The 19,192-nt window shown below is 66.3% G+C and carries 19 protein-coding genes; 5 read left to right on the top strand and 14 right to left on the bottom strand.

Annotation, left to right across the window (positions count from 1 at the left end):
- Positions 1-77: 77 nt before the first annotated feature.
- Positions 78-659 (bottom strand): TetR/AcrR family transcriptional regulator, encoded by a 582-nt coding sequence (locus AC0IZS_RS13030; protein ID WP_471635996.1) that lies wholly within the window; start codon positions 657-659, stop codon positions 78-80.
- Between the two features lie 91 nt (positions 660-750).
- On the opposite strand from AC0IZS_RS13030, the gene AC0IZS_RS13025 reads away from it, so the two are divergent.
- Together AC0IZS_RS13025 and AC0IZS_RS13020 are read left to right on the top strand one after the other, a co-directional pair.
- Positions 751-1,884, top strand: a complete 1,134-nt coding sequence (locus AC0IZS_RS13025; RefSeq protein ID WP_471635995.1) for a thiolase family protein — start codon at positions 751-753, stop codon at positions 1,882-1,884.
- 63 nt (positions 1,885-1,947) lie between these two features.
- Positions 1,948-2,646 carry an SDR family oxidoreductase gene (locus AC0IZS_RS13020; RefSeq protein WP_471635994.1) on the top strand — a complete coding sequence of 233 codons (699 nt, stop codon included), beginning with the start codon at positions 1,948-1,950 and terminating at the stop codon, positions 2,644-2,646.
- A 90-nt stretch (positions 2,647-2,736) separates the two neighbouring features.
- Here the strand turns inward: AC0IZS_RS13020 and htpX are convergent, their stop codons facing one another.
- From htpX to AC0IZS_RS12995, 5 genes are all read right to left on the bottom strand, one after another.
- Complete coding sequence (gene htpX / locus AC0IZS_RS13015) at positions 2,737-3,609, bottom strand: protease HtpX (protein WP_471635993.1); 873 nt, start codon at positions 3,607-3,609, stop codon at positions 2,737-2,739.
- 313 nt (positions 3,610-3,922) lie between these two features.
- On the bottom strand, positions 3,923-4,612 hold the full coding sequence (locus AC0IZS_RS13010) for a DUF3025 domain-containing protein (protein ID WP_471639517.1): 690 nt from the start codon (positions 4,610-4,612) through the stop codon (positions 3,923-3,925).
- 56 nt (positions 4,613-4,668) lie between these two features.
- On the bottom strand, positions 4,669-5,715 hold the full coding sequence (gene pyrC, locus AC0IZS_RS13005; RefSeq protein ID WP_322595485.1) for a dihydroorotase: 1,047 nt from the start codon (positions 5,713-5,715) through the stop codon (positions 4,669-4,671).
- A 46-nt stretch (positions 5,716-5,761) separates the two neighbouring features.
- Positions 5,762-6,751 (bottom strand): Bug family tripartite tricarboxylate transporter substrate binding protein, encoded by a 990-nt coding sequence (locus tag AC0IZS_RS13000; RefSeq protein WP_471639516.1) that lies wholly within the window; start codon positions 6,749-6,751, stop codon positions 5,762-5,764.
- A 60-nt stretch (positions 6,752-6,811) separates the two neighbouring features.
- Positions 6,812-7,981, bottom strand: a complete 1,170-nt coding sequence (locus AC0IZS_RS12995) for a M20 family metallopeptidase (RefSeq protein WP_471639515.1) — start codon at positions 7,979-7,981, stop codon at positions 6,812-6,814.
- A 101-nt stretch (positions 7,982-8,082) separates the two neighbouring features.
- Here AC0IZS_RS12995 and AC0IZS_RS12990 point away from each other — a divergent pair, with 101 nt between their 5' ends.
- A complete protein-coding gene (locus AC0IZS_RS12990; RefSeq protein ID WP_471635992.1) occupies positions 8,083-9,003 on the top strand; it encodes a MurR/RpiR family transcriptional regulator in 921 nt (306 codons plus the stop codon).
- 21 nt (positions 9,004-9,024) lie between these two features.
- Here the strand turns inward: AC0IZS_RS12990 and AC0IZS_RS12985 are convergent, their stop codons facing one another.
- From AC0IZS_RS12985 to AC0IZS_RS12950, 8 genes are all read right to left on the bottom strand, one after another.
- A complete protein-coding gene (locus tag AC0IZS_RS12985; protein ID WP_471635991.1) occupies positions 9,025-10,509 on the bottom strand; it encodes a hypothetical protein in 1,485 nt (494 codons plus the stop codon).
- A gap of 81 nt (positions 10,510-10,590) precedes the next feature.
- Positions 10,591-11,610, bottom strand: coding sequence for a hypothetical protein (locus AC0IZS_RS12980; protein WP_471635990.1), 1,020 nt, complete (start codon positions 11,608-11,610; stop codon positions 10,591-10,593).
- A 151-nt stretch (positions 11,611-11,761) separates the two neighbouring features.
- On the bottom strand, positions 11,762-12,499 hold the full coding sequence (locus tag AC0IZS_RS12975; protein WP_471635989.1) for an amino acid ABC transporter ATP-binding protein: 738 nt from the start codon (positions 12,497-12,499) through the stop codon (positions 11,762-11,764).
- 30 nt (positions 12,500-12,529) lie between these two features.
- Entirely contained in the window at positions 12,530-13,195 is a 666-nt protein-coding gene (locus AC0IZS_RS12970; protein WP_179682100.1) for an amino acid ABC transporter permease, read from the bottom strand.
- Positions 13,196-13,198: 3 nt separating this feature from the next.
- Positions 13,199-13,957: an amino acid ABC transporter permease gene (locus AC0IZS_RS12965; protein ID WP_471635988.1), complete on the bottom strand. Its 759-nt coding sequence runs from the start codon at positions 13,955-13,957 to the stop codon at positions 13,199-13,201.
- Positions 13,958-14,066: 109 nt separating this feature from the next.
- Positions 14,067-14,966 carry an amino acid ABC transporter substrate-binding protein gene (locus AC0IZS_RS12960; protein WP_471635987.1) on the bottom strand — a complete coding sequence of 300 codons (900 nt, stop codon included), beginning with the start codon at positions 14,964-14,966 and terminating at the stop codon, positions 14,067-14,069.
- 110 nt (positions 14,967-15,076) lie between these two features.
- A complete protein-coding gene (locus AC0IZS_RS12955) occupies positions 15,077-15,970 on the bottom strand; it encodes an amino acid ABC transporter substrate-binding protein (RefSeq protein WP_471635986.1) in 894 nt (297 codons plus the stop codon).
- A 206-nt stretch (positions 15,971-16,176) separates the two neighbouring features.
- Positions 16,177-17,103: a LysR family transcriptional regulator gene (locus tag AC0IZS_RS12950; RefSeq protein ID WP_471635985.1), complete on the bottom strand. Its 927-nt coding sequence runs from the start codon at positions 17,101-17,103 to the stop codon at positions 16,177-16,179.
- A gap of 221 nt (positions 17,104-17,324) precedes the next feature.
- Here AC0IZS_RS12950 and AC0IZS_RS12945 point away from each other — a divergent pair, with 221 nt between their 5' ends.
- The gene (locus AC0IZS_RS12945) at positions 17,325-17,891 is read left to right on the top strand and encodes a TRAP transporter small permease (RefSeq protein ID WP_471635984.1); all 567 of its coding nucleotides are present in this window, start codon (positions 17,325-17,327) and stop codon (positions 17,889-17,891) included.
- On the top strand, positions 17,888-19,186 hold the full coding sequence (locus AC0IZS_RS12940) for a TRAP transporter large permease (RefSeq protein ID WP_471635983.1): 1,299 nt from the start codon (positions 17,888-17,890) through the stop codon (positions 19,184-19,186). Before AC0IZS_RS12945 ends, AC0IZS_RS12940 begins: the two co-directional genes overlap by 4 nt.
- Positions 19,187-19,192 lie beyond the last annotated feature (6 nt).

Here is a 19,192-nt window from a genome sequence, read left to right as displayed (position 1 = left end):
ATCGTCATTCCATGGCGCCGACTTGAGCACCCTTTGCTCCCGAGCATCCCGGTGGCTGGTCAACGCCCCACCAGGGATCATCCAGCCGCCTGCTCCCTCATCACCGCCGCACCCGCAGCGGCACGCAGGTCCCTGGACAGTTCCGGGCTGCGGACAGCCCGTGCCAGCACCAGCGACCCGACCAGTTGCGACAAGGTGGACAGGGCCTGTTCCCTGCGCTTTTCCGCTCCATCGGCCTGCATCAGCGGCTCCAGAACCCGCAGAAAGTTCTCGACACCGGCCTCGAAGGGGACCTGCAGCGAAGGGCCGACGCGGGCCACATCGCCGGCCAGCGCGGCCATCGCACAGCCATTGGCCAAGCGCTGGCAGTGCAGGTCCGAAAGGTAGAAACCCACCAGCGCCTGCAGCGCCTCGGCCGGGGGCTTGGCAGACAGCTCTTCCCAGTAGTGGTTGTTGGCCGCGAGTGCGCGCTCACACGCCAGGCTGGCCAGCTCGTCCTTGGACTCGAAATGGCCATAGAAGCCGCCACGGGTCAGCCCGGCGGCCTGCATCAGCTCGTTCAGCCCGATGCCGTCGAACCCCTTTTCACGGAACAACTCGCCTGCCACATCCACGATGCGTTCGCGGTTGGCCTCGGCCTGCGCCCTGGTCACCTTCATGGCTTTCTCCTTGTGCTTGACTTATTTTACATGTTGATCGACATTTATATTTATTCATGTCAATCGACATTTAACGAAGCCCGAGGTCGCCATGCAAGCCCTGATTTCCGCCTATGCCCGCACCCCCTTCCATTTCGCACGCAAAGGTGCGCTGGCCACGGTACGGCCCGACACCCTCGCCGCCGAGCTCATCAAGGACCTGGTTCGGCGCACGGGCATCGACCCTGCGACGCTGGAAGACGTGATCGCCGGCTGCGCCTACCCCGAGGGCGCGCAGGGCAACAACATCGCGCGCATCGCGTCGCTGCTGGCGGGGCTGCCGCACGGGGTCAGCGGCATGACGGTGAACCGCTTTTGCGGCTCGTCCATGTCGGCGGTACACATCGCCGCCGCGCAGATCGAGGCCGGCCTGGGCGAGGCCTACCTGTGCCTGGGCGTGGAGTCGATGAGCATGGTGCCGCAGGGCGGCCTCACCTTCTCGCCCCACCCCGCGCTGAATGAAGAGACCGATGCCTATATCTCCATGGGCGAAACGGCCGAGAACGTGGCCGAGCGCTACGCGGTGTCGCGCACCGACCAGGAGCAACTGGCTTTTGAATCCCACCGCAAGGCGGCCGCCGCGCGCGAGGCCGGCCTGCTGCGCAGCGAGATCGTGCCCATCGCTCTGCCCGACGGCCAGATGGTGGCCGAGGACGGCTGCATCCGCCCTGGCACCTCGCTCGAAGCGCTGGCCGGCCTCAAGCCCGCATTCCGCGCGACCGGCACGGTCACAGCGGGCACTTCGTCGCCCCTGACCGATGGTGCGGCCGCCGTGCTGGTGACCAGCGAGGCGTACGCCGCGCGCCATGGACTGCAACCGCTGGCCCGCATCGTCGCCATGGCCACGGCGGGCGTGGACCCGGCCTTCATGGGCCTGGGCCCCATCCCGGCATCGCGCAAGGCGCTGGCGCGCGCGGGCCTGGCCGCAGCCGACATGGACGTGGTCGAGATCAACGAGGCCTTCGCCTCCCAGGCGCTGGCCTGCATCCGCGAACTGGGCCTGCGGCCCGGGGCCATCAACCTCGATGGCGGCGGCATGGCCATCGGCCACCCGCTGGGCGCCACGGGCGTGCGCATCACCGGCAAGGCGGCGGCATTGCTGCAGCGCCAGGGCGGGCGCTATGCGCTGGCCACGCAATGCATCGGCGGCGGCCAGGGCATTGCCACGGTGCTGCAGGCACTGTGAGCGCCACAAACCAACCCATTTCTCCCACCACACCTCGTATCTTTTGCCCCAAGGACTGCTTCCATGAACCTCCAGAACTCCGTCGTCTTCATCACCGGTGCCAACCGGGGCCTGGGCCTGGCCTTTGCCCAGGCGGCCCTTGCCGCTGGTGCCCGCAAGGTCTACGCGGCGGCACGCGATCCCGCCACCGTCACGCTGCCCGGCGTCATCCCCGTGCAGCTCGATGTCACGAACCCCGCCCAGATCGCGGCCGCCGTGGCCGCCTGCCCCGACGTGACCCTGCTGGTGAACAACAGCGGCATCTCGCGCGGATCGAGCTTGCTGGGCAGCCCCGATGCCATGGTGGCTGCGCGCGCAGAACTGGAGACCAACTTCTTCGGCCCCTGGGCCATGGCCCAGGCCTTTGCCCCGGTACTCCAGGCGAACGGTGGCGGGGCGGTGCTCAACGTGCTGTCGGTGCTGAGCTGGCTGACGATTCCCGCCGTGGCCACCTACAGCGCCTCCAAGGCGGCAGCCTGGTCGCTGAGCAATGGCCTGCGCAATGAACTGCGCGCCCAGGGCACGCAGGTGACCAGCCTGCACGTGGCCTACATGGACACCGACATGACCCGGGGCCTGGACGCCCCCAAGGCGGCACCCCTCGACGTCGCACGCCTGGCGCTGCAGGGCGTGCAGGCAGGCCTCGCCGAGGTGCTGGCCGACGACACCACGCGCCATGTGAAGCAGTCGCTGTCCAGCGCCACACCGGCCTACGCAGGCTGAACCCGGGCGCAGGCCCCATGAAAAAAGCCGCCGGGTGTGAACCCGGCGGCTTTTTTACTGAGCGATACGGCCCCGGGGCCGTTCAACGCATCACGCCTTGTTCTGCAGCGCAGCAATGCGCTCTTCGATGGGCGGGTGGGTGCTGAACAGCTTGCCGATGCCACCGGCAATGCCCATGGCGGCCACGCTCTTGGGCAGCTCGCCCGGGTGCATGCCGCCCAGGCGGGCCAGGGCATTGATCATGGGCTGGCGGCGGCCCATCAGCTGGGCAGCACCCGCATCGGCGCGGAACTCGCGCTGGCGGCTGAACCAGGCCACGACCATGGCCGCGGCAAAGCCCAGCACGATGTCCAGGACGATGGTGGTCACGTAGTAGCCGATACCGGGGCCCGAGCTGTTCTCGTCGTTCTTGCGCAGGAAGCTATCGACCGCATAGCCGACCACGCGCGACAGGAACACCACGAAGGTGTTCATCACGCCCTGGATCAGCGTCATGGTGACCATGTCGCCGTTGGCGATGTGGGCCACCTCGTGGCCGATCACGGCCTCGACCTCTTCACGCGTCATGCCCTGCAGCAGGCCAGTGGACACCGCCACCAGCGCCGAGTTCTTGAACGCGCCCGTGGCGAAGGCGTTCGGGTCGCCCTCGAAGATGCCGACTTCGGGCATGCCGATCTTGGCCGCGTCGGCGAACTTGCGCACCGTCTCGACGATCCAGCGCTCATCGGCCGAACCGGAACCGTCGATGACACGCACACCCGAGGTCCACTTGGCCATGGGCTTGCTGATCAGCAGCGAGATGATGGCGCCGCCAAAACCCATGATGAGCGCGAAGCCCAGCAATGCGCCGAGGTTCAGGCCGTTGGCCGTGAGGTAGCGGTTCACGCCGAGCAGGCTCGCGACCACCCCCAGCACGACGACGACGGCCAGGTTGGTCAGTACAAACAAAAATATCCGCTTCATGTTCTCTCCGTGGGGTAAACAAGGAACTGCGGTCGGTGGACCGCAACAGTCGATTCGGGAGTGAGGGCCGCACCTGCGGTGTGCAGGGCTAGGCGCAAAGCGCAGCCATAGCCGAAGCTATGGCGAGCATTTGCAACGACGCCCTGCGCGTCGCAGGCGTGGCAAGCACTTCTGAATTGGCTGTTACGGTTCACTACATGGGGGGTGGAATGGCCCGATTCAAGCGCCCCGGGTCCGCATGCCGCAGTGTCCCGTCGCGGTATGGTAGGGCGAATTACCTGGAAGGCCCTTATCACACAGTCGCTGACGGGAATTAGGAGGCTGGGCCCGCCAGCACGCGGGGCGGGCGAAACACCTGGGAATCGGCGTAGAAACAGGGATCCTCATTGGCCGCCCACCAGCCCGGCACACCCAGCACCGGCAGCGGTGTGAACGGCTTGCCGGCCCAGTTCCCTGGCTCCATCTGCTGGGCCAGCCATGCGTCGGCATTCGCTACCGAATCCATAGCACACTGTGCCCGATACACATGCGCCACGATGGGCTTGCGGGGTGCTACCAGTTTTTCGAGCAGCGCATGGCCGAACAGTAGCAGCCGGGCCTCGTGCCACAGCGGGCGCAGGTCCACGAACAGCCGCGTCCATTCACGCGCCTGCAGCGCTTGCCAGATCGGCGCGGGGGCGTCGAGCAAGGCGCCGTTCTCATCGAACACCGTGAGCGCATCGCGCAGCGGGCCGCGCACCGCACCAATGCCGTGGGCCACCATGGCACCGGCCTGCAACTCGTTCAGCCGCCGCTTGGCCTGCGGGAAGTGCAGCCACACCAGGCCGTTGAAAAAATCGTGCAGGTTGTCGCGCGTGGGCACGCAGCGCGTGTCGAAGATGTGCTGCTCGTAGGCGACGCCTTCGGGCAGGTCGTCCTGGGGGACAAACTGCACGGGCGCAGCCATGGCTCCCTGCAGCGCACGGTGCACGGGCGCGCCGTGCTGCAGCACCTGCTGCGCCACCGGCTGACCGGAGGCTCGCCACGGGGCCAGCCAGGCGGCGGCCCAGTCAATGGCCTCTAGACCAGCCGCCACGGCAGCGCTTCACCCGCGCGCAAAGGCTTGAGCTCGGCTTCGCCAAAGGCGAAGCTGTCGGGTGGCGTCCACGATTCGCGTTGCAGCGTGATGGTGCCGGTGTTGCGCGGCAGGCCGTAGAAGTCGGCGCCATTGAAGCTGGCGAAGGCTTCGAGTTGGTCGAGCGCGCCTGCATTGTCGAAGGCCTCGGCGTACATCTCCATCGCCGCATGGGCGGTGTAGCAGCCGGCGCAGCCGCTGGCATGCTCCTTGAGGTGCGCAGGGTGGGGCGCACTGTCGGTACCGAGGAAGAACTTGGCGCTGCCGCTGGTGGCAGCCTGCACCAAGGCCACGCGGTGGGTTTCGCGCTTGAGCACGGGCAGGCAGTAGTAATGCGGGCGCACGCCGCCGATGAAGATGGCGTTGCGGTTGTACAGCAGGTGGTGCGCCGTGATGGTGGCGGCCGTGAAGCGGTCGGAGGCGTTGACGTAATCGGCCGCATCCTTGGTGGTGATGTGCTCGAAGACGATCTTGAGCTCGGGGAAATCACGGCGCAGCGGGATCAGCTGCTGCTCGATGAACACCGCCTCGCGGTCGAACAGGTCGATGTCGCTGCTGGTCACCTCGCCGTGCACCAGCAGCAGCATGCCGCTCTTCTGCATGGCTTCGAGGGTCTTGTAGGTCTTGCGCAGGTCGGTCACGCCCGCGTCGCTGTTGGTGGTGGCACCGGCGGGGTAGAGCTTGGCGGCGACCACCCCGGCTTCGCGCGCGCGCACGATCTCCTCGGGCGGCAGGTTGTCGGTGAGGTACAGCGTCATCAGCGGCTCGAACTGCACGCCGGCAGGCACGGCGGCGAGGATGCGCTCCTTGTAGGCCAGGGCTTGCTCGGCCGTGGTGACGGGCGGGCGCAGGTTGGGCATGATGATGGCGCGGCCGAACTGGGCGGCGGTGTGCGGCACCACGGTGAACAGAGGCTCCCCGTCGCGCACATGCAGGTGCCAGTCGTCGGGGCGGGTGATGGTGAGGGTGTTGGTGGGGGCTGCTGCGGTCATGGGCGATATTCTCCCATTCCCCGCATCACCCCCCGGCCAGCACCACTCATTCGGCCGTGATACCGGCCTTGCGCACCACGTCGCCGAACTTCACCAGGCGCTCGGCCATCATCTTCTCGAAGGCCGCGGGTGGCATTTCCTCGGGCACGATCACGCCACGCTCCTTGAGGTTGGCCACCATGGCCGGTGCCGTGGCGGCCTGGCGCACGGCCTTGTACAAGGTCTGCACGATGGCGTCGGGCGTGCCGCCGGGGGCGGCCAGGCCGGTCCAGGAGCTGAGGTTGAGCTCGGGATAGCCGGCCTCGGCCATGGTGGGCACGTCGGGCAGTTGCGGCAGGCGCTGCTCGGAGGCGACGGCCAGCGCGCGCACCTTGCCGGCCTGCACATGGGGCAGCATGATGACCAGGTTGTCGAGGATGAACTGCACCTCGTTGGCCAGCACGGCCGTGATCAGCGGCGTGCCGCCGCGGTAGGGGATGTGCGTGGTGTAGATGCCGGTGACCGCCTTGAACATCTCCACGTTGAGTTGGCCCATGCTGCCCACGCCGCCGCTGCCGTAGTTGAGCTTGCCGGGGTTCTTCTTCGCGTACTCGATGAACTCCTTGACCGACTTGATGGGCCGGCTCGAATGCACCACCAGCGCATTGGGCTGGCGGCCCAGGATGGCGATGTTCTCGAAATCCTTGATGGGGTCGTAGCCGACTTTCGGCTGCGTCAGCGGGTTGGCCAGGTGGCTGCTCTGCGAGGACACAACCAGGGTGTAGCCATCAGGCTTGGCGCGGGCCACGCCCAGCGACGCGACAGAGCCGCCCGCCCCTGCGCGGTTTTCCACCACGATGGGAACGCCCAGAATGCGCGACAGCGGCTCGGAATACTGGCGCGCCATGATGTCCACCGAGCCCCCAGGCGGAAAGGGCACCACGAGCGTGATGGGACGCGAGGGGTACTTGTCCTGGGCCTGTGCGGCCAGCGGTGCCAGGCCCGCGAGGCCCAGCCCGAGGCCGGCGTTGAGGATGTGGCGGCGATTGGGTTGCATGAAGGGGTTCACAGGGTCTTCTCTCAGGGTCTTCTCTCAGGGTCTTGCAGGAATCGGAAATCAGGGATGGTCGAGAACGGCCAGCGCCACGGCCTGCGCGCGCGGCATCAGGGTGGACAGCTCGCAGTACTCACGCTCGGTGTGCGGGTGGCCACCCACGGGGCCGGTGCCGCACAGCGTGGGCGCGCCCACCGAGGCCGTCAGGCCGCTGTCGGCCGCGCCGCCGGTGAACTCGCCCTGCACCGAAAAGCCCAGCGATTGCGCGCCGCGCTGGTACAGCGCCAGCAGCGCGTGGGGCGTGGGCTTCATGGGCAGCGTGCGGCGCACGGCGGTCACGCGGCCCTGGGTGCGGGGAAGGCTCTCTGCCTCGACGATGGCGCGCACACGCTCGAAGAGTTCGTCGGGGTCGGTCTCGGCGGTGTAGCGCACGTCCAGCTCGGCCTTGGCGTGCGGCGCCACCATGTTCGGCACGATGCCGCCCTGCACCACGCCGACGTTGGTGGTGATGCCCGCAGCCACGTCGGTCAGCGCATGCAGCGCCAGGATCTTGTGGGCCAGCGCCCCGATGGCGCTGGCGCCGGCCGCATGGTTGATGCCCGCATGGGCGGCCACGCCCTGCACCTCGAATTCGACGGCCATGGAGCCCTTACGGCTGGTGACCAGGTTGCCGTTCACACGGCCGGGCTCGGCATTGAGCACAGCGCGTGCGCCACGGGCTGCGGCCATGATCTGCTCGCGCGTGGCGGGCGAACCGATCTCCTCGTCGCACGAGAAGAACAGCCGCAGCGGTGCCGTGAGCCCGCCGCAGCGCGCAAAGGCCTCGGCGACAAAGGCATTCATCACCAGGCCCGACTTCATGTCGGCCACGCCGGGGCCATACGCCCGCCCCTCTTCCACGCGGAAGGGGCGGCGCGCTGCGGTGCCGGCCGGGTAGACGGTGTCCATGTGGCCCATGAGCAGGATGGGTGCGCCCTCGGTGGGGCCAGGCACCTGGGCCTGCAGCAGCACGCCATAGCCGGGCACAGGCACGAGCTCCACCGCCACACCGGCAGCCATGAGCCGTTCGCGCAGCGCGCTGGCCACGGCCGTCACGCCCGCTTCGTCGCGGCTGCCGCTGTCGATGTCCACCACCTTCTGCAACAGATCTTGCATGGCCTGCTGCTGGCCTGCCAGCCAGGCCAGGATGCGTTCGCGCACCCGTGTGCGGCTTTCTTCAAGGGTATCCTGCATGTCGTCCTTTGCGACCATGCCCGGGAACGGCATGGTGATGGGGCGAAAGTGTTGCATGCAGCTGCCTTGTTTGCAATACATTTTTCATAAAATGGATATTCATGAAATTACCATTGCAAACCGCTGACGGCCTGCTGCCCGAGCGCCTGGCACGCCAGGGCGCAGGCCTCACAGCCAGCGAGCGTGCGCTGGCCGAGGCGCTGGAACGCGACTACCCCCATGCGCTGCTGGAGTCGGCCACCTCGCTGGCCGCCCGCACGGGCACCAGTGCCTCTACCGTGGTGCGGCTGTTCGCCAAGCTGGGCTATGGCAGTTACGCCGAGGCCCAGCGCGAGGCCCGCGCCGAGGTCACGGCCCTGCTGCAGACGGCGGGCCAGCGCGCGCCCGTGACCATCGGCACCCGGCGCAGCCTGCAGCAGTGCGTGGACGACGCCCTGCTGCACGACCAGCACAACATCAGCGCTACGCGCGACGGCCTGGACATGGTGGCCTTCGAAGCCATCGCCAACCGGCTGGCCCAGGAGAAAGGCCGGGTCTTCGTGCTGGCACAGATCAACAGCGCGCCCGTGGCGGCCTGGCTGGCACTGCATCTGAACATGTGCCGCCCCGGCGTGCATGAGCTGGGCGCAGGCGCCGTGGCGGCCACCGACCAATTGCTCTGGGTGCAACCCGACGATGTGCTGCTGGCCTTCAGCATCCGCCGCTATGCGAGCGGGCCGGTGAAGGTGGCGCAGCGCTTTCGCGAGACCGGTGGCCAGGTGCTGGCCCTCACCGACAGCGCATCGGCGCCCCTGGCCACGCTGGCGCACGAGCGCATCCTGGTGCGCACTTCCAACGCCTCGCCGTTCGACTCCTACACAGCGGCTTTCTTCCTGTGCAACGCGCTGGTGTCGGCGGTGGCGCAGCTGCGCCACGCATCGGTGTCGGAAGCACTCAGGCGCCGCGACACGCTGTGGAAGGATGTCGAGGACCAGCAGCTCATCGTGGGCGAACCGCCTGCGCGCAAGCCCCCGCGCAAATAGCGCCCCTGTCCTGGCGCAGGCTCAGCCCTGTGCGGCCTTGCGGCGCCAGGCCTCGAAGCGCCGCGCGATCTTCGGGGCGATGCGGTCGAAGGCCTCCCAGCTGTCGGGCGTCATGGCCTCGCCATCATCGCGAAAGTGGTTGGACGACCCGAACACGGTCTTGACGTCCGTGACCCAGCGCTCGGCATCGGGCGTGCCAAAGCCCCGGTAGTAGCTGCCCCAGAAGTCCGAGGCACCCGGTGCCAGGTCGTCGGTCCAGACGACGCGCCCGCAAGGGCCATGCAGCAACTGCAGCGGCGTGGCCGTGCGTTCGTGCCACGGAGCGAGCACGTCGGCCGGATAGCGCACGGGGTCCAGCAGCCCGTGCAGCGCGCACCAGGTTGCGAAGAATGCGTCCTCGACATAGACCAGGGGCTTGGTCTGCTCGTAGTCGGCACTGGCCTCCATGAAGTCGCGCTGCTGGGGCAGCCGGGCGTCGATGCGGGCGATACCGCCACCCTTGTCCGCGCGCAGAAAGGCCAGCTCCAGCATGTCGCTGACCGCCTGCTCCACGAAATCATCGCCGTCGGCGGTACCGGGAAAGTGCTTCCAGGACAGACCCTCGGGCAGGGGGATGAGCCCCGCCGCCTTCACGGGCACGATGATGCGCGTGACATAGGTGCGCCAGATGCGCCCGTCCTTGTGCGGAGGCCAGAAGCCGCGGTGCTTGGGGGCCATCTCAGCGCTGACTTCGATGCCGGTGGCGCGCACGCTGATGTAGGTGCTGTCGTTGTGCGGTGTGGCGGGCTTGAGGGGCTTGGCCCCCACAGCAGCCAGCCACTGCTGTACCAGCGGATCGTCGATGCGCCGGCCGATGCAGGCCAGCATCTGGTCCCAGAGATTGCCCTCGGCGGCCGCGGCCACAGGCGCCGTTGCCGGGGGCACCTGCGCAGGCTCCGCTGTCGCCAACCGCCCGGAAATCGCGTCCTCCATCCAAGCGTCGAAGTCGGGCCAGCGCTGCTCGGCCTCGGCAAGAATGTCCTCCCCGGTCGCAGGCACCGACAGCCCCTGCGCCGCCAGCCAATCCAGCAGCTCGGGCGCCACCGCGCCGTCCTCTTCGGGGGGCTCGTCCAGGTTGCCATACAGCGCGAATTCGTCGTAGCCGACGCCCAGCAGCCGCAGGAACTGCAGGGCATCGCTGGCCAGCACCCGCCCACCCCCTTCAGAGCCGAGGTAGACCACCGGCAGGCCGCCCTGGGGAGCGCGCCAGACGGCAATGGCCGAGCCATCGGGCTCCACGCCGAACACCCCCAGGTGCTGCGCCGCGCGCAGTCCGCCGGCATGGCCTTCGTCGCCAAAATAGCGGGCCACGGCACTGGGCGGCTGGGCATGGAAGGCAAAGCAGCCGCTCACCGACACGGTCGGCTGGCACCACTGTGGAAACGCCTGCAGCAGGTCGAGCAAGGCTTGCGGCACGGGCAGGTCCGCCGGGAAGGAAAATGCGCCGTTCTCTGGGATGCTGCTCATGGCAGTGCGTGCTCCTGTCGGTCCGTCCATGCCCGGGCGTCACCGCGACGCCCCAGGGCAGGCCAGCCATCCGGCGTTGTATCAGGGCCCGTCGCCGGGGCGCCCTGCGGCACGCAAACTTTGGCAGAAAATCCGGCATTCCGTCACATCGCCGCCAGGATGGTCGGCCGGGGGCGCCACCAACACCACCGCCAGCGCGGGGGTGAGTTGCAGCAGCACGGCATCCGCACTGCCCGCGCCCGCATACATGGCGTCATAGGGCGCCTTGACCCGGGTGCGGTACCACGACATCCGCACCAGCACCTCCCCCCGATAAGCCGGCTTGCCAAAGAAATCCCAGCGCTCCGTCGCTTGCGCCGGGGCGTACGGGTTGGGCAGACGCCAGGCGTCGTCCTCGAACATGAAGGGATCCACCTGCTTGCGCTCGGTGTCGATGCGCGTGCGCGCCACCTGGACGGTGGGCCAGCCCTTGCGATCGGTGATGGCCCAGTCGCACACCTTGTAAGGAGGCGAGCCGCCATCTTCCTTGTCTTTGCAGTCCAGCTGCGGCGGCTCTTTTCGGGCCGCCACCACGTCGAAGGAACACAGGGGCACCCCCTCCAAGGTTTCAGAACGGCGCGGCTTGGTGATGCGGTAGTGCACCGGCAACTCGAAGGCCAGGCCACAGGCCATCACCGTCGGCGGGGGCATGGCATCAGCCACGAGCGGCTTGGCTGCTCGCCTGCCTGTGGCCAGATCCCAGGGATGGACCCACTGCGTGCGGCGGTCCACCTCGTAGTAGCCCACCAGATTGCTGCTGCCATCGCGCACTTCGGGGCCCTGGTAGCGCAGGGCAAGCACCTGGCCCGCAGGCGTGCGCTGCTGCAGATCGCACTGGTAGCGGCCTGCCGTGCCAGGCCCTGCCAGGTGGAGGGCCTGGGCCACCTGGGCCAGCCGCGCGCAAGCCGGTGGCGGCGCGCCCTTGCGGTCTGCCGCCTTGTCCTGCGCCGTGGCGAGAACCGGCGCCAGCGCCAGGAGCAGCCAGGCCCCGCCTGCAAGGCAACGCCACCAACGGCCAGCGGGCGCTGCAGGGCAGGGAGATACAGGGTGCGTGGAACGCATGGCGAATGCACCAAAAATTGGACAAGCCGCGAACGTAGCACGCAGGGCCCGCACCCCAGCCGCCCGCACGAACGGAAAAGGCGCCCGAAGGCGCCTTGTGTGACATCCTGCACATTGCGCCCTAAAAAGGGAGCCAGTGCCCGCAGCCGGTTCAGTGCTGCAGGATCTTATTGAGGAAGTCCTTGGTGCGTGGCTGGCGCGCTTCGGGGTGGTTGAAGAAGTCGTCCTTGGAGCAGTCCTCCAGAATCTTGCCGCCCACGTCCATGAAGATCACGCGGTTGCTCACCTTGCGGGCGAAGCCCATTTCGTGGGTCACGCACATCATGGTCATGCCTTCGTTGGCCAGGCCCACCATCACGTCGAGCACTTCACCGACCATTTCGGGGTCGAGCGCCGACGTGGGTTCGTCGAACAGCATCACGATGGGGTCCATGCTCAGGGCGCGGGCAATCGCCACGCGCTGCTGCTGGCCGCCCGAGAGCTGGCCAGGGAACTTGTCCTTGTGCGCCATCAGGCCCACGCGCTCCAGCATCTTGAGGCCACGCTTCTTGGCATCGTCGGGGGTGCGGCCCAGCACCTTGATCTGGGCAATCGTCAGGTTCTCCGTCACCGACAGGTGGGGGAACAGCTCGAAGTGCTGAAACACCATGCCCACGCGGCTGCGCAGCTTGGGCAGGTTGGTGCTGGGGTCGTGCAGCTTCACACCATCGACCGTGATCTCGCCCTTCTGGAAGGGCTCGAGCGCGTTGATGGTCTTGATCAGCGTGGACTTGCCCGAGCCCGAGGGCCCGCACACCACGACCACTTCACCCTTGTTGATGACGGCCGAGCACTCGTTGAGCACCTGCACGGGGCCATACCACTTGGATACGTTCTTGAGTTCGATCATTTCTTGTTCCTCAATCCAATCTCTTTTGCATCAGCGAATGATCGCGATCTTCTGGTGCAGGCGTTTGACCATCCAGGACAGCGCATAGCACATCACAAAGTACAGAACCGCTGCGGCCAGGTAAGCCTCGATGGGGCGGCCAAAGTTCTTGCCCGCCACTTCAAAGCCCTTGAGCATGTCGTAGGCACCGATGGCGTAGACCAGCGAGGTGTCCTGGAACAGGATGATGGTCTGTGTGAGCAGCACCGGCAGCATGTTGCGAAACGCCTGCGGCAGCACCACCAGCTTCATGTTCTGGCCATAGGTCATCCCGAGGGCCTGGCCGGCATGGACCTGCCCACGCGCAATGGACTGGATGCCGGCGCGCATGATCTCGCTGAAGTAGGCGGCCTCGAAGGCGATGAAGGTCACCACCGCCGAGACTTCCGCACCGATGGGCCGGCCGATGATGGCCGGCACCAGCAGGAAGAACCACAGGATCACCATCACCAGCGGAATGCTGCGCATGCCGTTGACGTAGATGGTGGCCGGCACGTCCAGCCACTTCTTGCCCGACAGGCGCATGAGGGCCAGCACGGTCCCGAAGATCACGCCACCGATGGTGGCCACGAACGTGAGCAACAGACTGAAATACAGCCCCTTGAGCACGAAGTTGGAGATCAGGTCCCAGTTGTAAAAGCCAAAGTCGAGATTCATTTGTCAGTGCCCTCCACCTGCGCCGCTGGGCACGACCACGCCGGGAATGCGCGCACGCTTCTCGATGAACGCCATGATGCGGTTGATGGCAAACGCGGAGATGATGTAGAGCGCCGTCACGGCCAGGTAGACCTCGATGCCGCGCGAGGTTTCCTCCTGCGCCTGCATGGCAAACATCGTGAGCTCGGCCACCGACACGGCAAACGCCACGGAGGAGTTCTTGAAGATGTTCATCGTCTCGCTGGTCAGCGGCGGGATGATGATGCGAAACGCCATGGGCAGCAGCACGTAGCGGTAGGTCTGGAAGGTGGTGAAACCCACTGCCATCCCGGCGTAGCGCTGACCGCGCGGCAGGGTATTGATGCCCGAGCGCACTTGCTCGGCAATCCGCGCCGACGTGAAGAAGCCCAGCGCCAGCACCACCAGCGTGAAGCCGGGAACGCCCTTCATGACCGGAAACAGGCTGGGCAAGACGTGGTACCAGAGGAAAATCTGCACCAGCAGAGGAATGTTGCGAAACAGCTCGACCCAGGCATTGCCCAGGCGCACGATCATCGGCCGGTCCTGCAAGGTACGCAGCGTGCCAATGAGGGAGCCCAACACGAGTGCCAGCACCAGGGCCAGCAACGAAACAGACACCGTCCAGCCCCAGGCCGACAGCATCCAGTCCAGGTAGGTGATGTCGCCGCCCTTGCCAAAGCAGCTTTGCACGACTTCCCTGTCCATGGTGTCCTGGCAGAACACCTGCCAATCCCAACTCATAGGATCACCCCTTTATTGTTTGGTATTGAATTGGGCGCAATCCTTTGCGGACCCAACAAAAAAGCCCCTTCAAACCATGGCGGCCGAAGGGGCGCAAGCATTCCGAAGATTACTTCTTGGCGTAGTCTTCCATCGGCTTGTCGTTCGGGGCGGCCCAGGCCGCCTTGGTAGCGTCGGAAATGGGCAGACCGATCTTGGTGTTGGTCGGGGGCACGGGCTGCATGAACCACTTGTCGTACAGCTTGGCCAGCGAGCCGTCGGCGATCTGGCGCTTGATGCTATCGTCCACGGCCTTCTTGAAGGCCGGGTCATCCTTGCGCAGCATGCAGGCGATGGGCTCCACCGAAAGCACTTCGCCGACGATCTTGTAGTCGGCAGGGTTCTTGGACTTGGAGACGTTGGCGGCCAGGATCGAACCGTCCATCACGAAGGCGTCGGCACGGCCGGTTTCCAGCATCAGGAAGCTGTCGGCGTGGTCCTTGCCGAAGACTTCCTTGAAGTCGACGCCACCAGCGCGCTCATGCTTGCGCAGGGTCTGCACCGAGGTGGTGCCCGTGGTCGTGGCCACGGTCTTGCCGTTCAGGTCCTTGATGGACGTGATGCCGGAATTGGCCTTCACGACAGTACGCACTTCTTCCACGTAGGTGGTCACGGCAAAGGCCACGTCCTTCTGGCGTGCGGCATTGTTCGTGGTGGAGCCGCACTCCAGGTCCACCGTGCCATTGGTCACCAGGGGAATGCGGTTTTGCGAGGTGACGGGCTGGTACTTGGTTTCCAGCTTGGCCAGGCCCAGTTGCTTCTGGATGTCGGCCAGGATGATTTCACCCATTTCGGTGTGGAAACCCACGTACTTGCCATTGCCCAGGGTGTAGGAAAGACCCGAAGACTCGCGCACACCCAGCGTCACGCTGCCCGAGGCCTTGATTTTGGCCAGGGTGTCGGTGGCTTGGGCGAATGCGCTGCCTGCAGCCAGGGCGGTCACGGCAACCGCGAGCAAATGCTTCTTCATTGGGATCTCCTTGTGTGAAACGAAAAGGGGGGGATTTTAGAGATTTACCCGGCCCGGAAGCACCGGTGGGCAAAAAACCAAAAAGGGAACCACGCGACCAGCGATATTAGTCAGAACGGGACCTGGTCGGTAGGGTATTTCCAGAAGTCCCGCAACAGATAGCTGACGGGAAGGTTCAGCGTGGTGTTGTTGGGGGGAATCGGTTTGGCAAACCACTTCTCATATATGGGGTAGATATCCCGGCTGGTGATCAGACGGCGCATCTCCTCGTCCACCAGCTTCTTGAATTCGGGGTCGTTCTTGGGCAGCATGATGGCCAATGGCTCGGTGGTCATGAAACGGCCCACCACTTTCAGGGCGCTCGGGTTCGGCCGGCCAGCGGCCAGGCCGTACAGCAGCACGTCGTCCATGACGAAGGCATCGGCTTCGCCCTTCTCCACCATCTCCACGGCCTTGGCGTGGTCGGGCGCTTCCAGGATGGTGATGCCCATCAACCGCTCGCGGTTGGCCTGGTCGGCCGCCTTCAGCGGCGTGGTCCCCTTGGTGGACACCAGTTTCTTGCCATTGAGATCTTCCACACGGTCGATGGTGCTGGCCGATTTCACCAGCAGGCGCGCGCCGGTGATGAAATGAGGCACCGTGAAGGCCACCTTCTGGCGCCGCTCGGCATTGTTGGTGGTGGAGCCGCATTCCATATCGGCCTTGCCCTGCTCGATCATGGCAATGCGGTTGGCCGGCGTGACGGCCAGGAACTCGACCTGCATGTCCTTCTTGCCGGTCTTCTTTCGAACCACTTCGGCCAGGCGCAGGCACAGGTCCATGGCATAGCCGACCGGCTTGCCGGTCTTGCTGTCGATGTAGGAAAACGGCACCGACGACTCACGGTGCGCAATCACCAGCTTGCCGCCGCCGCTGACGCGCTCGAGCACCCCCTGCGCAGACGCCGCGGATGCGCAGCACAAGGCGGCAAAGCCCCACGCGAATCCCCAATGCTGAACTTTCATGCGGTGTCTCGGTAAATAGGAAGTGGAATCAGATCTGCAATCTTCGTGCCACCCTGGGGCCTGAAAGAGACTACATCGCTATCGCTGATCCAGCAATGGGGGCGACTGTACGTGTCGTTACCATGAAATTCCAATGCCGTTTGCGCGGACAACTATGCAAACTGTTTATATCCGTATTTACCCTAGGCATGAAAGAACGCGGCGGTTCACGCCACCTGCGCCTGCAGGTAGGTCCACAGCGCCTGGGCCGTGCCCTTGGGTGCTTCCTTGCCGGAGGGCTTTTCGCGGTAGGCCCGCACGTCCATGGTCATTTGCAGGCCTTCGGTGTCCGGCGGGGCAGCACTCACCAGCTTGCGCGTGCGCAGCTCCTTCTTGACCGCACTGTGGGGCAGAAAGGCCACGCCGTGCCCTTCGAGCGCCATGGCCTTGAGGCCTTCGGCCATGTCGGTCTCGTAGACCCGATCCAGGTGAATCGGGGTGCCCGACTCCTTGAGGATCAGCTCCGTCACCCGCCCCAGGTAGGCGCCGGGCGCGTAGCCCAGGTAGGGCAGCGGCTGGCCCACGCGGCCCGGCAGCCGGAACAGCGGCTGCCCGTCGGCATCGGCCTTGGAGTAGGGGGACAGCACCTCCTGGCCCAGGCTCACCATCTCGTACCGGTCGGCGTCGAGCTGGAAAGGCTGCGAGGGGTGGTGGTAGGCGATCAGCAGATCGCAGCCGCCCTCTACCAGGCGCATCACGGCGTCATGCACGTTCAGCGCGATCAACCGGCTCTTGAAGGGGCCAAACTTGTCGTGCAGGCTCGACACCCAGGCCGGAAAGAAGGTGAAGGCCAGCGTGTGCGGCACCGCGAACTCGATCATGTCCTTGCCCGCACTGGTGTGCGCGCGCAGCATGGCCCGGGTGTTCTGCAGCGCCTGCAGCATCTCCAGCGCCTGGTCGTACAGGGTCTTGCCAGCCGGCGTCAGGCGCGTGGGGTAGGAGCTGCGGTCCACCAGATCGGTGCCGGCCCAGGCCTCCAGGGCCTGGATGCGCCGCGAAAAGGCGGGCTGCGTCACATGCCGCAACTGGGCGGACCGGCTGAAGCTGCGCGTTTCCGCAAGACTGACGAAATCTTCAAGCCACTTGGTTTCCATCGGTGCATTATCGGTGCCGGCCCTGCCGCGTGCTGGCCTGTCGTGGAAAGCCTGTACAAGGGTTTATCCATAGCGCACCATTGGTGTGCACACATAGCAACGCACCGCATAATAGGGAAAGTTGCGTCCAAAGCGCGCTCCCGCGTCACGGCCCCAGGTGCACAACACCGGCGGGCAGAGCGACCGGCCCGTCCTGTTTGTTCTCCTGTACCGCCGCCCCGATGTCCTCCACCCCTCCCCAAGGGCCGGTGACCGACGCATCCGTGCCCGTCGCCGCCCCTGACTCCGAAGAACCCCGCTCCCTGCGCATCGAGGACTGGCTCACCGTCATCGTCATGGCTGCGCTGGCGCTGATCACCTTTGCCAATGTGCTGGTGCGCTACTTCACCAGTTCCTCCTTCGCCTGGACGGAGGAAATCTCCGTCTTCCTGATGATCGTGCTGGCCCTGGTGGCGGGCTCCGCCGCCGTGGCGCGCGACCAGCACATCCGCATCGAGTACTTTGCCGAAGGCGGCTCTGCCGCCCGCCGCAAGCGCCTGGCGCAGCTGGGAGCCGTGGCCGTGGCCCTGCTGTTCGGGCTGATCGCCGTGCTCAGCGTGCGCGTGGTCTGGGACGACTACCGCTTTGGCGAGACCTCGCCAGGCATCGGCGTGCCGCAGTGGTGGTATTCCATCTGGCTGCCCGTCATCTCGGCGCTGATCGCCGCGCGCGCCGTGGGCCTGCTGCTGCGCCGCAGCCGCGAACCGCTGCGCGCCGAGGAAGCGCCCGCCAGGGACGCCCAGCCATGATCGCCACGCTCTTGTTCGTGGCCTTCCTCGGCCTGATGTTCGTGGGCGTGCCGATCGGCGCCGCCTTGGGCCTGGCCGGCGCGGCCGCCATCGCCCTGGCCAATGCCGACAGCCAGTGGTTCGGCCTGCTGGCCGTGCCGCAGAACTTCTATGCCGGCCTGGGCAAGTACCCGTTGCTGGCGATTCCGATGTTCGTGCTGGTGGGCTCCATCTTCGACCGCTCGGGCGTGGCCCTGCGCCTGGTGAACTTCGCCGTGGCCATCGTCGGGCGCGGCCCGGGCATGCTGCCGCTGGTGGCGATTGCCGTGGCCATGTTCCTGGGCGGCATCTCCGGCTCGGGCCCGGCCAATGCCGCCGCCGTGGGGGGCGTGATGATCGCGGCCATGTCGCGCGCGGGCTACCCGCCTTCGTTCTCGGCCAGCGTGGTGGGCGCGGCTGCGGCCACCGACATCCTGATCCCGCCGTCCGTCGCCTTCATCATCTACTCGGTGCTGGTGCCGGGCGCCTCGGTGCCGGCGCTGTTCGCGGCCGGCATGATCCCCGGCATCCTGGCCGGCATCGCGCTGATCGTGCCCGCCGTGTGGATGGCGCGCAAGCACAAGATGGGTGCGCTCGAATCCACCATGCCCCGCCCGCCGTTCTGGAAGAGCCTGCGCGAAGCCCTGTGGGGCCTGGCCGCGCCGGTACTGATCCTGGGCGGCATGCGCGCCGGCTGGTTCACCCCGACCGAAGCCGCCGTGGTGGCGGTGTTCTATGGCCTCTTCGTGGGCATGGTGATCCACCGCACGATCAAGGTGCGCGACCTGTTCCCCATCCTGCGCGAATCGGGCGAGCTCTCGGCCGTGATCCTGCTCGTGGTATCGCTCGCGGGCATCTTTGCCTATTCGCTGTCGACCCTCGGGGTGATCGACCCGGTGGCCAAGGCCATCGTGAACTCGGGCCTGGGCGAATATGGCGTGCTGGCTTTGCTGATCGTGCTGCTCATCACCGTGGGCATGTTCCTTGACGGCATCTCCATCTTTCTGATCTTCGTGCCCCTGCTCCTGCCCATCATGCAGCACTACCAATGGGACCCCGTCTGGTTCGGCGTGATCCTCACGCTCAAGGTGGCGCTGGGCCAGTTCACCCCGCCGCTGGCCGTGAACCTGATGGTCTCGTGCCGCATTGCCGGCGTGCGCATGGAATCGACCGTGCGCTGGGTCGGCTGGATGCTGTTCGCCATGTTCCTCGTGATGGTGCTGGTGATCGCCTTCCCGCAGTTGGCCCTGTGGCTGCCGGCGCGCCTGGGCTACTGACCCGTA

The sequence above is a fragment of the Acidovorax sp. AC410 genome, from assembly GCF_979253235.1.
The sequence above is the reverse complement of the archived record's forward strand: the minus strand, read 5'-3'. Positions and strand labels throughout refer to the sequence as shown.

Excerpts from the sequence above, each read along its gene's own strand:
- AC0IZS_RS13030 (WP_471635996.1), bottom strand. The coding sequence starts at position 659 with ATGAAGGTGACCAGGGCGCAGGCCGAGGCCAACCGCGAACGCATCGTG.
- AC0IZS_RS13025 (WP_471635995.1), top strand. The coding sequence starts at position 751 with ATGCAAGCCCTGATTTCCGCCTATGCCCGCACCCCCTTCCATTTCGCA.
- AC0IZS_RS13020 (WP_471635994.1), top strand. The coding sequence starts at position 1,948 with ATGAACCTCCAGAACTCCGTCGTCTTCATCACCGGTGCCAACCGGGGC.
- htpX (WP_471635993.1), bottom strand. The coding sequence starts at position 3,609 with ATGAAGCGGATATTTTTGTTTGTACTGACCAACCTGGCCGTCGTCGTC.
- pyrC (WP_322595485.1), bottom strand. The coding sequence starts at position 5,715 with ATGACCGCAGCAGCCCCCACCAACACCCTCACCATCACCCGCCCCGAC.
- AC0IZS_RS13000 (WP_471639516.1), bottom strand. The coding sequence starts at position 6,751 with ATGCAACCCAATCGCCGCCACATCCTCAACGCCGGCCTCGGGCTGGGC.
- AC0IZS_RS12995 (WP_471639515.1), bottom strand. The coding sequence starts at position 7,981 with ATGCAGGATACCCTTGAAGAAAGCCGCACACGGGTGCGCGAACGCATC.
- AC0IZS_RS12990 (WP_471635992.1), top strand. The coding sequence starts at position 8,083 with ATGAAATTACCATTGCAAACCGCTGACGGCCTGCTGCCCGAGCGCCTG.
- AC0IZS_RS12985 (WP_471635991.1), bottom strand. The coding sequence starts at position 10,509 with ATGAGCAGCATCCCAGAGAACGGCGCATTTTCCTTCCCGGCGGACCTG.
- AC0IZS_RS12980 (WP_471635990.1), bottom strand. The coding sequence starts at position 11,610 with ATGCGTTCCACGCACCCTGTATCTCCCTGCCCTGCAGCGCCCGCTGGC.
- AC0IZS_RS12975 (WP_471635989.1), bottom strand. The coding sequence starts at position 12,499 with ATGATCGAACTCAAGAACGTATCCAAGTGGTATGGCCCCGTGCAGGTG.
- AC0IZS_RS12970 (WP_179682100.1), bottom strand. The coding sequence starts at position 13,195 with ATGAATCTCGACTTTGGCTTTTACAACTGGGACCTGATCTCCAACTTC.
- AC0IZS_RS12965 (WP_471635988.1), bottom strand. The coding sequence starts at position 13,957 with ATGAGTTGGGATTGGCAGGTGTTCTGCCAGGACACCATGGACAGGGAA.
- AC0IZS_RS12960 (WP_471635987.1), bottom strand. The coding sequence starts at position 14,966 with ATGAAGAAGCATTTGCTCGCGGTTGCCGTGACCGCCCTGGCTGCAGGC.
- AC0IZS_RS12955 (WP_471635986.1), bottom strand. The coding sequence starts at position 15,970 with ATGAAAGTTCAGCATTGGGGATTCGCGTGGGGCTTTGCCGCCTTGTGC.
- AC0IZS_RS12950 (WP_471635985.1), bottom strand. The coding sequence starts at position 17,103 with ATGGAAACCAAGTGGCTTGAAGATTTCGTCAGTCTTGCGGAAACGCGC.
- AC0IZS_RS12945 (WP_471635984.1), top strand. The coding sequence starts at position 17,325 with ATGTCCTCCACCCCTCCCCAAGGGCCGGTGACCGACGCATCCGTGCCC.
- AC0IZS_RS12940 (WP_471635983.1), top strand. The coding sequence starts at position 17,888 with ATGATCGCCACGCTCTTGTTCGTGGCCTTCCTCGGCCTGATGTTCGTG.